Consider the following 14,588-nt stretch of genomic DNA (forward strand, 5'->3'; position numbering starts at 1 on the left):
GCTAGGGGATTGAATTGAAAACGTAGAGAAAGCCATGTCCGACCACGATATTTTGAGTGATGCCGAGCGCGAGGCGCTGAGTGCCGTCATGCTCGAACCCGATTTACCGGCGCAGCGGGTGCTGATCGTTGACGACGATAAAGACGCGCGTGAGCTGTTGTCGGAGATTCTTGCGTTGGACGGTATTCGTTGCATGACCGCCGCCAGTGGAGAAACTGCACTCAAAATGGTGATCGAAAAACCAACGATTGGCCTGGTGATCACTGATTTGCGAATGGGGCACATCGATGGCCTGGACCTGATCCGCCAGGTGCGAGAGTCAGTCCGGGCGGCGATGCCGTTCATCATCGTTTCCGGCGACGCCGACGTGAAAGACGCAATCGCCGCAATGCATCTGAGCGTGGTCGACTTCCTGCTCAAACCTGTCGATACCGGCAGGTTGTTGGAGCTGGTCAAACATGAGTTGGGAATAATGGATGAGCAAACACCGACTTGATAAAAAAAGGCCCTGATCTTTCGATCAGGGCCTTTTTTTGTCCGGCGTCAGTGCTCAGTTACAGGCCATTGGCAGCCTTGAACTCGCGACGACGACGGTGCAGGACCGGCTCGGTGTAGCCGTTTGGCTGCTTCGTGCCTTCAACCACCAGTTCGACCGCCGCCTGGAAGGCGATGTTGCTGTCGAAGTTCGGTGCCAGCGGACGATACAGCGCGTCGTTGGCGTTCTGGCGGTCAACCACCGGCGCCATGCGCTTGAGGCTTTCCATGACCTGGTCATGTGTGACGATGCCATGACGCAGCCAGTTGGCGATGTGCTGGCTGGAAATCCGCAGCGTCGCACGGTCTTCCATCAGGCCGATGTCGTTGATGTCCGGCACCTTCGAGCAACCCACGCCCTGATCGATCCAGCGCACCACGTAACCGAGAATGCCCTGGGCGTTGTTGTCCAGTTCGTTCTTGATCTGTTCCGCAGTCCACTGCGGGTTCACCGCCAGCGGGATGGTCAGGATGTCGTCAACCGACGCGCGGGCACGTTTGGCCAGTTCGGCCTGACGGGCGAACACGTCGACCTTGTGGTAATGCAGCGCGTGCAACGCAGCGGCAGTCGGCGATGGAACCCAGGCGGTGTTGGCGCCGGCCAGCGGGTGAGCGATTTTCTGTTCGAGCATCGCCGCCATCAGGTCGGGCATCGCCCACATGCCTTTACCGATCTGGGCGCGACCTTGCAGGCCGGTGCTCAAACCGATATCGACGTTCCAGTTTTCGTAGGCGCCGATCCACTTCTCGGCCTTCATGTCCGCCTTGCGCACCATCGGGCCGGCTTCCATGGAGGTGTGGATTTCATCGCCCGTGCGGTCGAGGAAACCGGTGTTGATGAACACCACGCGCTCGCTCGCAGCTTTGATGCAGGCCTTGAGGTTGACCGTTGTGCGGCGCTCCTCGTCCATGATCCCGACTTTCAGCGTGTTGCGCGGCAGACCGAGGACTTCTTCGATGCGACCGAACAGCTCGTTGGTGAACGCGGCTTCTTCCGGGCCGTGCATTTTCGGCTTCACGATATAGACCGAACCGGTGCGGCTGTTCTTGCGCGAGTTGTTGCCGTTGAGGCTGTGGATCGCTGCCAGACTGGTGATCAAGCCGTCGAGAATGCCTTCCGGCACTTCGTTGCCGTCCTTGTCGAGGATCGCGTCGATGGTCATCAGGTGACCGACGTTGCGCACGAACAACAGCGAACGACCGTGCAGGCTCAGTTCCTTACCGTCGACACCGGTGTAGGTGCGATCAGCGTTCATGGTGCGGGTAAAGGTCTGACCGCCTTTGGAGACTTCTTCCGACAGGTCGCCCTTCATCAGGCCGAGCCAGTTGCGGTAGATCACCACTTTGTCATCGGCATCGACAGCGGCGACGGAGTCTTCGCAGTCCATGATGGTGGTCAGCGCAGCTTCCATCAGGATGTCTTTGATACCGGCAGCGTCGGTCTGGCCGACCGGGGTGCTGGCATCGACCTGGATTTCGAAGTGCAGGCCGTTGTTTTTCAGCAGGATTGCAGTCGGTGCGGCTGTATCGCCGTGGAAACCGATCAGCTGTGCATCGTTGCGCAGGCCGGTGTTGCTGCCGCCTTTGAGGGCGACGACCAGTTTGCCGTCAACGATCTTGTAGCCGGTGGAATCGACGTGAGTGCCGGCCGCCAGGGGCGCGGCTTCGTCGAGGAAGGCTCGGGCGAAGGCGATGACCTTGTCGCCGCGAACCTTGTTGTAGCCTTTGCCTTTTTCCGCGCCGTCAGCTTCGCTGATGGCATCGGTGCCGTAGAGCGCGTCATACAGCGAACCCCAACGGGCGTTCGAGGCATTGAGCGCGAAACGGGCATTCATCACTGGAACCACAAGCTGTGGACCGGCCATGCGGGCGATTTCGTCATCGACGTTTTGCGTCGTTGCCTGGAAATCAGCCGCTTCTGGCAGCAGATAACCGATGTCTTGCAAGAAGGCTTTATAGGCCACAGCGTCGTGTGGTTGACCGGCACGGGATTGGTGCCAGCCATCGATACGAGCCTGGAAATCATCGCGTTTGGCGAGTAGGGCTTTGTTCTTCGGCGCCAGGTCATGGATGACCTTGTCGGCACCGGCCCAGAACTTATCGGCGGTGAGGCCGGTACCGGGAATGGCTTCGTTGTTCACGAAGTCGAACAGGACTTTGGCGACCTGCAGGCCACCGACTTGAACGTGTTCAGTCATTGCTTGCCTCACTCTGCTCAGCTATTTCGCTTTTCAGCTCTTCAAATTAACAATGAAGCCTCTGGCTATTTAAACCACAAACCCCTTCCACCAGTACATGCCATTTCGGGCGGCTGGGATGGAACCGATCAACGGCTTTGAGGCCTTGCTGACAGGGCTATCAGGGCTGCGAGTGTGCCTGTGGCAGACATCGATCCAACGTTATGTAGTGCGCGCTGCGGCATACTACATGATGAATTGCGCTTGTGAAAATTAGACTAATTACGTCGTTCTGCGACCCCATGACGCATTGCGGTCACGTCGGGGCACGGGATGTTCTCAAAAAACTATTGGATTGTTCCAGTTAAATATAAAAACTTGTACACGATTTATTGTTCGCGATGTTCTTCGCGGCGCGCCTTTCGCGGGCAAGCCTCGCTCCTGCAGGGGGCGGCTCCTTCTAGGAGCGAGGCTTGCCCGGGAAGGCATTCGCCGATTCAACGCAGTAACAACCCTTGCCTATACTTCTTTCTCTATAACAAAAGAGGGCTGCGCCATGGACCACCTCGTACTCACTGTTTTCGCTCCGGACAAGCCAGGGCAGGTCGAGCGCATTGCCCAATGCATTGCCGAGCATGGCGGCAACTGGCTGGAGAGCCGCATGTCGCGCATGGCCGGGCAGTTCGCCGGGATTCTTCGGGTGGGCGTGCCGGCCGAGGCTTACGATGAGCTGGTCGATGCCCTGAAGGCGTTGTCCGCCCACGGTATTCGCGTGCTGATCGCCGAAAGCGGCATTGAGCAATCCTGCACCTGGAAACCGATTGCCATGGAGTTGGTGGGCAATGACCGCCCGGGGATTGTCCGTGACATCACTCGCCTGCTGAGTGAGCAAGGGGTGAGCCTGGAGCGTCTGGTGACCGAAGTGCGTCCGGCACCGATGAGCAGCGAGCCGTTGTTTCACGCCGAAGCGATCCTGGCGGTGCCGCTGACCTTATCGCTGGATGTCTTGCAGTCGCGCCTGGAAACCCTGGCCGACGATCTGATGGTGGAATTGGTGCTGCGCAGTGAACCCTGACCGGGTTATCCAAGTTAAACGTGCACCTGCCTGTGGATAACCTGTAGAGACAGCCCGCCAGCCCACGCCGGCCGGGCTTCTTCCAGATCTGATCAAAAAACCATCAGTTTCAACAAGTTGCGCACAAACGGCGGGGATCACGCTGTGGATAACCTTGGGAAGGATCACTGCAGGCCACGAAGGACGTGGCTCGCAGAGGTTTGTGTGTTTTTTGATCAGCTGCGGCGGCGAAGACTGATCACCGCATCGACGCTGTAAACCGCCAGACCTGCCCAGATAAAGATAAACGCGACCAGCGTGCTGGAAGACAAATGCTCGCCAAACAACAGCACGGCTTGCAACAGCACCAGCGTCGGCGCCAGGTACTGGAGGAAACCCAGCGTCGTGTAGGGCAGATGCCGTGCTGCGGCGTTGAAACACACCAGCGGCACCAGCGTTACTGGCCCGGCCGCGACCAGCCACCAGGCTTCGGATGTGGTCCAGAACTCGGGCTGAGCGCTTGTGGCCGTCTGATTGAACAGCAGCCAGGCAATGGCAATCGGCACCAGCATCCAGGTTTCCACCACCAGGCCGGGCAGCGCCTTGACGGGCGCTTGCTTGCGGATCAAACCGTAGAAGCCGAACGTCAGCGCCAACACCAGCGACACCCACGGCAAGCTGCCGACTTGCCACACCTGCTGCGCCACGCCGATGGCCGCCAGCCCCACCGCGATCCACTGCATCCGCCGCAGCCGCTCGCCGAGGATCAGCATCCCCAGCAGCACGTTGACCAGAGGGTTGATGTAGTAACCGAGACTGGCCTCAAGCATGCGCCCGTTGTTCACCGACCAGACGTAGGTCAGCCAGTTGGCCGCAATCAGCGTGCCGCTCAGGGCCAGGACCGCCAGGCGTTTCGGGTTATCCCGCAGTTCCTGCCACCATCCCGGGTGTTTCCAGACCATCAGCAACAAGCCGCCGAACAGCGCCGACCACAGTACACGGTGAATGATGATCTCCACGGCCGGCACGCTGGCGATGGCTTTGAAATAGATCGGGAACAGGCCCCAGATGATGTAGGCACTCAGGCCCAGGATGTACCCGCGACGCGGGTTGGCAGCTTGCATGCAGAATCCTTGCTTAGGCAGCTAACAAAGAGGGGATTGTATAGATGTGTTGTATTTTTTGTAGGAGCGAGGCTTGCCCGCGAAGAACGATATCGCGGTCTGCCTGAAATACCGCGTTATCGTTCTTCGCGGGCAAGCCTCGCTCCTACTGGGGATCTGGTTGTCAGAAGAGCTTCAACGGTTCTTCGTTGAGAGCAGATAATTGCTCGCGCAACGCCAACACCTGATCACCCCAATACCGTTCACTGCCAAACCACGGAAAGCTGTGCGGGAACGCCGGGTCGTCCCAGCGGCGGGCGAGCCAGGCGCTGTAGTGCATCAGGCGCAAGGCGCGCAGCGGTTCGATCAGCGCGAGTTCCCGTGGGTCGAAGTCGTGAAATTCGTTGTAGCCGTCCATCAGTTCCGACAGTTGAACGAGACATTCCTGGCGATCCCCCGCCAGCATCATCCAGATGTCCTGCACCGCCGGGCCCATGCGACAGTCGTCGAGGTCGACGATGTGGAACATTTCGTCGCGGCACATCATGTTGCCGGGGTGGCAATCGCCGTGCATGCGGATGTTCTTGTGCGGGGTGGCCTTGTAGACCTCTTCCACGCGCTTGAGCAGGTCGCGGGCCACGGACTCGTAGGCCGGCAGCAGGCTCTTGGGGACGAAATTGCCTTCGAGCAGGGTGGTCAGCGAATCGTGACCAAAGTTCTTCACGCCCAGCGCTTCACGGTGTTCGAACGGCTTGGTGGCGCCGACGGCGTGCAACCTGCCAAGCAACTGACCCAGTCGATACAGCTGATCAAGATTGCCCGGCTCCGGCGCACGGCCACCACGGCGGGGGAACAGGGTGAAACGAAACCCGGCGTGTTCATGCAGGCTGACGCCGTTGTGAATCATCGGCGCCACCACCGGCACGTCGCACTCGGCGAGTTCGAAAGTGAACTGGTGTTCTTCGAGAATCGCTTCGTTGGTCCAGCGTTGTGGGCGGTAGAACTTGGCGATCAGCGGCTCGGAGTCTTCGATGCCGACCTGATAGACGCGGTTCTCGTAGCTGTTGAGCGCCAGGATGCGTGCGTCGCTGAGAAAGCCGATGCTTTCGACGGCATCGAGCACGAGGTCTGGGGTGAGGGTTGCAAACGGGTGGGCCATGCTGACTCCTGCGCGCAGCAGGCTGCCGCGTCCGGCCAAGCATGGTAGCGCAGACGGGGCGTCTTTAGTGTTAAGGCTTGAGATGAGTGGTGTTGCCATCGCTAGCAGGCTAGCTCCCACAGGGGATTTGCGGTGTGTCGCAGATCCCGTGTGGGAGCTAGCCTGCTAGCGATGGGGCCCGATCAGGCGCCGACGATCCCGCCATCTTCACGCGTGATAGCCATCACCGAAGACCGCGGCTTGCCATTCGGCAGATGCTCCGGGAACGTCGAGCCCCCGTTCTCTCCAGGGTGCTGGATCCCGACAAACAACGTCTTCTGATCCGGCGAGAAGCTGATCCCCGTGACCTCGCAGCCAACCGGCCCGACCATGAACCGACGAATCTCCCCGGTCACCGGGTCGGCACACAGCATCTGGTTGTTGCCCATGCCGGCGAAGTCGCCTGCATTACTCGAATCGCCATCGGTGAGAATCCACAACCGCCCGGCCTTGTCGAAGCCCAGGCCATCCGGGCTGTTGAACATGTTCTGTGGCGTGATGTTCGACGAACCGCCCTTCGGCGTGCCAGCGTGGACGCCCGGGTTGCCGGCGACCACAAACAGGTCCCAGGCAAAGCTTTTGGAACCGTGATCGTCACGATCAGTGCGCCAGCGCAGAATCTGCCCGTAGACGTTCTTCTCGCGCGGGTTCGGCCCGCCCACCGGTTGGCCGTCCTCGCCACGCTTGGCGTTGTTGGTCAGCGTGCAATAGACCTGGCCATCCTTGGGGCTGACGACGATCCATTCCGGACGGTCCATGCGCGTGGCCTTCACCACGCTGGCCGCGAGGCGCGCGTGAATGAGCACTTCGGCCTGATCGGCAAAACCGCTGCTGGCGTCGATCCCGTTTTTACCGTGGGTCAGTTCGATCCATTCGCCCTGGCCTTTCGGATGATCGGCGTTGCTGTCGCCCGCATCGAAGCGCGCCACGTACAAGGTGCCGTGGTCCAGCAGGTCGCGGTTGGCCTTGGGGTTCTTGTGGTTGATTTTGTCGCGGCTGACGAACTTGTAGATGAACTCGCCGCGTTCGTCGTCGCCCATGTACACCACGGCGTGACCGTCATGGGTTTCAGCCAGCGCAGCGTTTTCATGTTTGAAGCGGCCCAGCGCAGTTCGTTTGACCGGCGTCGATTGCGGATCGAACGGGTCGATTTCCACGACCCAGCCGTGACGGTTGAGCTCGTTCGGATTTTTCGCCAGGTCGAACCGCTCATCGTGTTGATGCCAGTTGATCTCTTTGCTGGCCGCCACTGCTCCATAACGCTTCTGCGCGGCATCGAACTTCTGCTCGGCATTGCTGCTGCCGAAGCAATCGGTGAAGTTCTCTTCGCAGGTCAGGTATGTGCCCCACGGCGTCATGCCGTTGGCGCAGTTCTGGAAGGTGCCGAGGACATGCTTGCCCTGCGGGTCAGCGCTGGTTTTCACCAGTGCGTGGCCGGCAGCCGGGCCGCTGAGGCTGATCGGTGCGTTGCCGTGAATGCGTCGGTTGTAGCGCGAGCCTTGGACGAACGCCCATTGGCCGTTCTTGCGTTGCACTTCGATCACCGACACGCCTTCGCAGGCCAGAGCCTTGCGCACCTCTTCGGCCGATTGCGGCATGCCGCCGTGCGGGTAGAGGTAGCGATAGTTGGTGTATTCGTTGTTGATTGCCATCAGCGCCCGGTCTTTTTCGCCGGGAAATTCGAACAGGCTCATGCCGTCGTTGTTGTCACCGAACTGGACTTCCTGTTGCTCGGCGGTGCCGTTACCGCTCGGGTCAAATCTCGGACCGTTTTTTTGCAATGGCTGGCCCCAGCTGATCAGTACCGAAGACTTGTAGCCCGGCGGCAGGGTGATTGCGTCGCTGGTGGCGGCGGGGATGCTGTCAAAACCCAACAATTTGCTGGAGCCTGCGCTGACACTCGCGGCCAATACGCTGCGGCTCAGCAGGTTGCCACCGAGGAACATGGCCGCACCGCAGAGGGCGCCGGCGCTGATGAAACCGCGACGGCTGAGGCCGACCATTTTCTCGAGGTCGGTAGACTGGTTTTCTTCTAATAGGCTCACATCAGGCTCCCTGCTGGTTTTGCAGCCACCTTAAAGAGCAATGATGAAACTTTTGTTTCAGAGCGGTGTGCCGAGCAAGACGTTGGACGGCGCGAACTGCACCCGCACCGGTTTGTCGGTGGCAAGCCCCTGGCTCCTCAGGTGCTGCGGCTCGGCCAGCGCGCAGAGTGTCTGGCCATTGGGCAGGCCGATGCGCACTTCGCTGGGGCCGTCTGGGGCGTCGAGTATTTCTTCGATGATGCCATTCAGAAAGTTGCTACCCGGTGTCGCTTGCTGATCGATGCCCAGTAACTCCAGCCAACCGGCCTTGATCAGGGCCACGACTTCGGTGCCGGTCTCCAGCTCCAGGCGCAGGGTGCTGTCGTGCGTGATCTGCGCATCGAGGGTCAAGCCTTCGGCCAGTTCAAGACGGACCCGATCGTTGTGCCCCTGGTTGTCGATCGCCACGACCTTGCCGTGCAATTGATTGCGCGCGCTGGTTCTGAGCATCAGCCGACCGAGCAGGTCCAGGTCGCTGGCATCTTCGGCGGCTTCCAACACCTGGGCCTGCAAGGCTTGCAGTTTTTGATAAAGGCGCAGCACTCGCTGGCCTTCACTTGAAAGCTTGGCGCCACCACCGCCCTTGCCGCCGACGCTGCGCTCCACGAGCGGTTTTTGCGCTAGGTTGTTCAGCTCATCGATAGCGTCCCACGCCGCCTTGTAACTCAGTCCCGCGCTTTTCGCGGCGCGGGTGATCGAGCCCTGTTCGGCAATATGTTGCAGCAACGCGATGCGCTGCGGGCGACGGACAATGTGCTGGGACAACAAGGTGGGCAAGGACATGGTGAGGCGCTTTGGGCTGTGGTGATGGGGAGGACGTTGGCGGCTGGAAGCCTGGGAGTCAAGTCAGCCCACGTCCTTGTGGGAGCGAGCTTGCTCGCGATGAGGCCATCACAGTCACCGTTGATGTGTCTGATACACCGCCATCGCGAGCAGGCTCTCTCCTACAGGTTTTGTGCATGGCGTTACGTCAGGCTGCGTCGCCGGGTTTGGGCGTGCGGGCCAGGCAATAAACATCTACCCGAGCCGCGCCCGCGTCCATCAACAGGCGAGCCAGGGCCTGAGCCGTGGCGCCTGTGGTCAGCACGTCGTCCACAATTGCCAGGTGCCGCCCTTTGACCGGCGCATCGGCCGTCAGGGCAAACGCATTGCGCAGGTTCTTTTTGCGAGCGTCGGCATTCAGGTCCTGTTGCGCGCTGGTGTCCTGAATCCTCAGCAGCAGTTGTTCATCGCAAGGGATGTCGAGGCTACTACTGAGCCAGTGGGCGAGCATCGCGGCCTGGTTGAAACCCCGTTGACGCAGGCGTTTTGCAGCCAGCGGAACGGGGATCAGAACGTCGGGCCGATCAAGGTCCTCATCGAAGCGATGTTGCAGGAACTGCGCTAGAAGTTCGCCGAGCAGGCGGCCAAACGGCCACTTGGCGCTGTGCTTGAAGCGCGTGATCAATGTGTCCACCGGAAAGCTGTACGTCCAGGGCGCGGCGACCCGCTCGAAAGCCGGCGGCAGTTTTAAACATGGGCCACACGTCAGGCCTGACGCAGGCAACGGCAGCGCGCAGGTCTGGCAGTGATCGCCCAGCCAGGGCAGGTCGGTTTCACAGGCCATGCAGATCGGCCTGACGTCCTCGGTGGCTTCACTGCAGAGCAAGCAGTGTTGGTTATTGTTTAACCAGATGTAAACCGGTCCAACGTATCGTGGTTGACAGCGCATCACTCTTCCTTAAATATGCCGAACATCCGTGTCGCGTCTGTGGGTATTCCCTTCCCCAGTCGCTTGCCAAGCATAAACAAGGAAACGCCCATGAGCGCCAGCACCTCTGCCACCCTGCGTCATGACTGGTCTTTGGCCGAAGTCAAAGCACTCTTCGTTCAGCCATTCAACGACCTGTTGTTCCAGGCGCAAACGGTGCACCGCGCGCATTTCGACGCCAACCGCGTCCAGGTTTCCACCCTGCTGTCGATCAAGACCGGCGCCTGCCCGGAAGATTGCAAATATTGTCCGCAGTCCGGTCACTACAACACCGGCCTGGAAAAAGAAAAGCTGATGGAAGTGCAGAAGGTCCTCGAAGAGGCCGCTCGCGCCAAGGCCATTGGTTCGACCCGTTTCTGCATGGGCGCGGCGTGGAAACACCCGTCGGCCAAAGACATGCCTTACGTGCTGGAAATGGTCAAAGGCGTGAAAGCCATGGGCCTGGAAACCTGCATGACCCTGGGTCGCCTGGATCAGGACCAGACCGTTGCGCTGGCCGACGCCGGCCTCGATTACTACAACCACAACCTCGACACCTCGCCGGAGTTCTACGGCAGCATCATCACCACCCGCACTTACAGCGAGCGCCTGCAAACCCTGGCTTACGTGCGTGAATCGGGGATGAAGATCTGCTCCGGCGGCATCCTCGGCATGGGCGAGTCCCTCGATGACCGCGCCAATCTGCTGATCCAGCTGGCCAACCTGCCCGAGCATCCAGAGTCGGTGCCAATCAACATGCTGGTGAAAGTCGCCGGTACGCCGCTGGAAAACGCCGAGGACATCGACCCGTTCGACTTCATCCGCATGCTCGCCGTCGCGCGCATCCTGATGCCGCAATCCCACGTGCGCCTGTCCGCTGGCCGCGAAGCGATGAACGAGCAGATGCAGGCCCTGGCGTTCTTCGCCGGTGCCAACTCGATTTTCTACGGCGAAAAACTGCTGACCACCGCCAACCCGCAGGCCGACAAGGACATGCAACTGTTCTCGCGCCTGGGGATCCTGCCGGAAGCGCGCGAAGAGCACGCGGACGAAGTGCATCAGGCCGCGATCGAACAAGCGTTGGTTGAGCAGAAGAGCAGCGAGCAGTTCTATAACGCGGCTGTTTGACGCTCCACTGATCCTTCTGAAGGAATGCAAAACCCTGTAGGAGCGAGCCTGCTCGCGAAGAGGCATTCACACTCAACATAAATGTTGGTTGTTCGATAGCTTTCGCGAGCAGGCTCGCTCCCACAGGTACTGCGATCGCTACTGAATTCTGATCCACGAGGCCTGCATGTCTTTCGATCTCGCCGCACGCCTTGCTGCCCGTCGTGCCGAAAACCTCTACCGCCAGCGCCCCCTGCTCGAAAGCCCTCAAGGCCCGGAAGTGGTGGTCGACGGTCAGCCATTGCTGGCGTTCTGCAACAACGATTACCTGGGCCTGGCCAATCATCCGCAAGTGATCGAAGCCTGGCGCGCCGGTGCTGCTCGTTGGGGTGTCGGTGGCGGGGCGTCGCATTTGGTCATTGGCCACAGCACGCCGCATCATGAGCTGGAAGAAGCGTTGGCCGACCTGACCGGTCGCCCGCGTGCGCTGCTGTTCACCACTGGTTACATGGCCAACCTCGGCGCGGTCACCGCGTTGATCGGGCAGGGTGATACGGTGCTGGAAGACCGCCTCAATCATGCCTCGTTGCTGGATGCCGGTTTGTTGTCCGGCGCGCGTTTCAATCGCTATCTGCACAACGACGCGGTCAGCCTGGCCAAGCGGCTGGAGAAGGCTAGCGGCAATACACTGGTGGTCACCGACGGCGTGTTCAGCATGGACGGCGATATTGCCGACTTGCCGGCGCTGGCCCGGGAAGCCAAGGCCAAGGGCGCGTGGCTGATGGTCGATGACGCCCATGGCTTCGGTCCGCTGGGCGCCAACGGCGGCGGGATTGTCGAGCATTTCGGCCTGAGTCAGGAAGACGTGCCGGTACTGGTCGGCACGCTCGGCAAGGCGTTCGGCACGGCAGGTGCCTTTGTCGCCGGCAGCGAAGAGTTGATCGAAAGCCTGATCCAGTTTGCTCGCCCCTATATCTACACCACCAGCCAGCCACCGGCCCTGGCTTGCGCGACGCTGAAAAGCCTTGAGCTGCTGCGCACTGAACATTGGCGACGCGAGCATCTGAAGACGCTGATCCGCCAGTTTCGCCATGGCGCCGAGCAGATCGGCCTGGAGTTGATGGACAGCTTCACGCCGATCCAGCCGATCATGATCGGCGATGCCGGGCGTGCGATGCGACTGTCGCAGATGCTGCGCGAGCGCGGGCTGATGGTCACGGCGATTCGTCCGCCCACCGTGCCCGCCGGCAGCGCCCGTCTGCGCGTGACCCTGACCGCCGCCCACAGCGAAGCGCAGGTGCAGCTATTGTTGAATGGACTGGCCGATTGTTTTCAATTACTGGGACCGGAGCCAAACCATGCGTGATCGACTGATTCTGCTGCCCGGCTGGGGCCTCGGCATTTCACCGCTGGAGCCTTTAGCGGCCGCCTTGCAGGGGCTGGATGAGCATCTGCGGGTCGAGATCGAGCCGTTGCCGGAACTGGAATCGAGCGATATTGAAGAGTGGCTCGATGAACTGGATTCGACGATCCCGCAAGACACCTGGCTCGGTGGCTGGTCCCTCGGTGGCATGCTTGCGTCTGAGCTGGCGGCGCGTCGTGGTGATCGTTGCTGTGGCTTGCTGACCCTGGCGAGCAATCCTTCTTTTGTCGCCCATGAGCAATGGCCGAGCGCGATGGCTGGCGAAACCTTCGACGCGTTTCTCGCCGGTTGCAAGGCCGATCCGCGAATGACGTTGAAGCGCTTTTCACTCCTTTGCGCCCAAGGCTCGGAAGATCCTCGCGGGCTGTCGCGGTTGTTGCTCGGTGGGGCGCCGCACACCTCTGAAGCAGTGCTGATGAGCGGTCTGGAAGTGCTCGCCCAACTAGATACCCGTCAAGCCTTGCAGGCATTTCGTGGTCCGCAACTGCATTTGTTCGCCGGCCTCGACGGTCTGGTCCCGGCCGAGGCAGCGAGCGAGTTGCTGGCCTTGCTGCCGGATGTCGAAATCGGCCTGATCGAACAGGCCAGCCATGCGTTTCTACTGGAAGACCCCCACGGTGTGGCGGGGGCGATCCAGGCCTTTTTGCACGAGTCCGGTGATGACTGATTTATCTTTCCCCAATCTACCCGGCGGCTTGCCTGACAAGCGCCAGGTGGCGGCCTCCTTCTCCCGCGCGGCGTCGAGCTACGACAGCGTGGCCGAATTGCAGCGCGATGTCGGCAGCCAGTTGTTGAGCCGTTTGCCCGGTGATTTTGTGCCGGGTGTCTGGCTGGATCTGGGCTGCGGTACCGGGCATTTCAGTCGGGCATTGGGCGAGCGCTTTTCTTCGGGCAACGGACTGGCAATGGACATCGCCGAGGGCATGCTCAAACACGCCCGGCCATTAGGCGGCGCCACCCATTTCATCGCCGGGGATGCAGAACGGTTGCCGTTGCAGGATTCGACCTGTGATCTGATCTTCTCCAGCCTGGCGGTGCAGTGGTGCGCGGATTTCGAATCGGTGCTCAGTGAGGCGTTTCGGGCACTCAAGCCGGGCGGGCTATTCGCGTTTGCTAGTCTTTGTGTAGGGACGCTGTTTGAGTTGCGTGACAGCTGGCGTCAAGTGGATGGCATGGTGCACGTCAATCGCTTCCGCGAGTTCGGTATTTATCAACAGCTGTGCGCGACCAGTGGCTTGCGGGTTGTCAGTCTGGAGACCCGTCCTCATGTGTTGCATTACCCGGACGTGCGCAGCCTGACGCATGAACTCAAGGCGTTGGGCGCGCACAACTTGAACCCCGGTCGGCCGGGCGGTTTGACCGGTCGGGCGCGGATCCTTGGCTTGGTCGAGGCTTATGAGCAGTTTCGTCAGGCCGAAGGATTGCCGGCGACTTATCAAGTGGTCTACGCCGTGTTGGAGAAACCCATATGAGCGCTGCTTATTTCATTACCGGCACGGACACTGATGTCGGCAAGACCACCATTGCTGCCGGCCTGTTGCATGCTGCGCGGTCGGCGGGCATGAGTACGGCGGCGGGCAAGCCGGTCGCTTCCGGCTGTGATGTGACGCCCAAGGGTTTGCGTAATTCCGATGCGCTGGCGTTGCTGGCCGAGTGCTCGTTGCCGCTGACTTATGCACAGGTCAACCCGGTGGCGTTCGAACCGCCGATTGCTCCGCACCTGGCCGCGCGGGAGGCGGGCGTGGCGCTGACGGTGCAATCACTGTTGACGCCGATGCTCGCGATTCTCGACATGCAGGCCGATTTCACCTTGATCGAAGGCGCCGGCGGCTGGCGCGTGCCGTTGGCGGATCAGGACAATCTGTCGGATCTGGCAATGGCGCTGGGCCTGCCGGTGATCCTGGTGGTCGGCGTGCGCCTGGGTTGCATCAATCATGCGCTGCTGACCGCCGAGGCGATTGCCCAGGACGGTTTGCAGCTGGCGGGGTGGGTGGCCAATATCATCGATCCGAAGACCTCGCGCCTGGAAGAGAACCTCGCGACCCTCGCCGAGCGCATTCCCGCGCCTTGTCTTGGACGAGTGCCAAAACTCAAATCGGTCACCGCAGAAGCGGTGGCGGAGCATCTGCAACTGGATCTGCTGGATTGAGGTTTTGCCTATGACAAGGCACTGTGCCAT

General features: G+C 60.7%; 13 protein-coding genes. 7 read left to right on the forward strand and 6 right to left on the reverse strand.

Translation table 11 applies throughout. The annotated features are described in order from the left end of the window. Positions 1-34 precede the first annotated feature (34 nt). The gene (locus tag AB4N91_RS29500; protein WP_077747289.1) at positions 35-496 is read left to right on the forward strand and encodes a response regulator; all 462 of its coding nucleotides are present in this window, start codon (positions 35-37) and stop codon (positions 494-496) included. A 58-nt stretch (positions 497-554) separates the two neighbouring features. On the opposite strand, the gene AB4N91_RS29505 is transcribed toward AB4N91_RS29500, so the two are convergent. Next, positions 555-2,732: a malate synthase G gene (locus AB4N91_RS29505; RefSeq protein WP_010467089.1), complete on the reverse strand. Its 2,178-nt coding sequence runs from the start codon at positions 2,730-2,732 to the stop codon at positions 555-557. Positions 2,733-3,267: 535 nt separating this feature from the next. Here AB4N91_RS29505 and AB4N91_RS29510 point away from each other — a divergent pair. Continuing rightward, a complete protein-coding gene (locus tag AB4N91_RS29510) occupies positions 3,268-3,786 on the forward strand; it encodes a glycine cleavage system transcriptional repressor (RefSeq protein ID WP_010467092.1) in 519 nt (172 codons plus the stop codon). A gap of 215 nt (positions 3,787-4,001) precedes the next feature. Here AB4N91_RS29510 and rarD read toward each other — a convergent pair whose 3' ends face one another. From rarD to AB4N91_RS29535, 5 genes are all read right to left on the reverse strand, one after another. Continuing rightward, positions 4,002-4,889 carry an EamA family transporter RarD gene (gene rarD, locus AB4N91_RS29515; RefSeq protein WP_010467094.1) on the reverse strand — a complete coding sequence of 296 codons (888 nt, stop codon included), beginning with the start codon at positions 4,887-4,889 and terminating at the stop codon, positions 4,002-4,004. Between the two features lie 163 nt (positions 4,890-5,052). Next, positions 5,053-6,027: a serine/threonine protein kinase gene (locus AB4N91_RS29520; protein ID WP_077747291.1), complete on the reverse strand. Its 975-nt coding sequence runs from the start codon at positions 6,025-6,027 to the stop codon at positions 5,053-5,055. 182 nt (positions 6,028-6,209) lie between these two features. Next, positions 6,210-8,111: a PhoX family protein gene (locus tag AB4N91_RS29525; protein WP_145309938.1), complete on the reverse strand. Its 1,902-nt coding sequence runs from the start codon at positions 8,109-8,111 to the stop codon at positions 6,210-6,212. Between the two features lie 57 nt (positions 8,112-8,168). Further along, entirely contained in the window at positions 8,169-8,933 is a 765-nt protein-coding gene (locus tag AB4N91_RS29530) for a TOBE domain-containing protein (RefSeq protein ID WP_083375621.1), read from the reverse strand. Between the two features lie 187 nt (positions 8,934-9,120). Continuing rightward, entirely contained in the window at positions 9,121-9,861 is a 741-nt protein-coding gene (locus tag AB4N91_RS29535) for a ComF family protein (protein ID WP_460111999.1), read from the reverse strand. 90 nt (positions 9,862-9,951) lie between these two features. Between AB4N91_RS29535 and bioB the strand changes: the two genes are divergently transcribed. The 5 genes from bioB to bioD all read left to right on the forward strand — a co-directional run bounded on the left by bioB (position 9,952) and on the right by bioD (position 14,558). Beyond that, a complete protein-coding gene (bioB, locus tag AB4N91_RS29540) occupies positions 9,952-11,007 on the forward strand; it encodes a biotin synthase BioB (protein WP_010467114.1) in 1,056 nt (351 codons plus the stop codon). 166 nt (positions 11,008-11,173) lie between these two features. After that, positions 11,174-12,352 carry an 8-amino-7-oxononanoate synthase gene (gene bioF, locus AB4N91_RS29545; protein WP_460112000.1) on the forward strand — a complete coding sequence of 393 codons (1,179 nt, stop codon included), beginning with the start codon at positions 11,174-11,176 and terminating at the stop codon, positions 12,350-12,352. Then, positions 12,345-13,076, forward strand: a complete 732-nt coding sequence (locus tag AB4N91_RS29550) for an alpha/beta fold hydrolase (protein WP_010467117.1) — start codon at positions 12,345-12,347, stop codon at positions 13,074-13,076. Before bioF ends, AB4N91_RS29550 begins: the two co-directional genes overlap by 8 nt. Next, entirely contained in the window at positions 13,069-13,881 is an 813-nt protein-coding gene (bioC, locus tag AB4N91_RS29555; protein ID WP_460112001.1) for a malonyl-ACP O-methyltransferase BioC, read from the forward strand. Before AB4N91_RS29550 ends, bioC begins: the two co-directional genes overlap by 8 nt. Further along, complete coding sequence (gene bioD, locus AB4N91_RS29560; RefSeq protein ID WP_010467119.1) at positions 13,878-14,558, forward strand: dethiobiotin synthase; 681 nt, start codon at positions 13,878-13,880, stop codon at positions 14,556-14,558. Before bioC ends, bioD begins: the two co-directional genes overlap by 4 nt. Positions 14,559-14,588: the final 30 nt, after the last annotated feature.

The sequence above is a fragment of the Pseudomonas sp. H3_D04 genome, assembly GCF_054669175.1.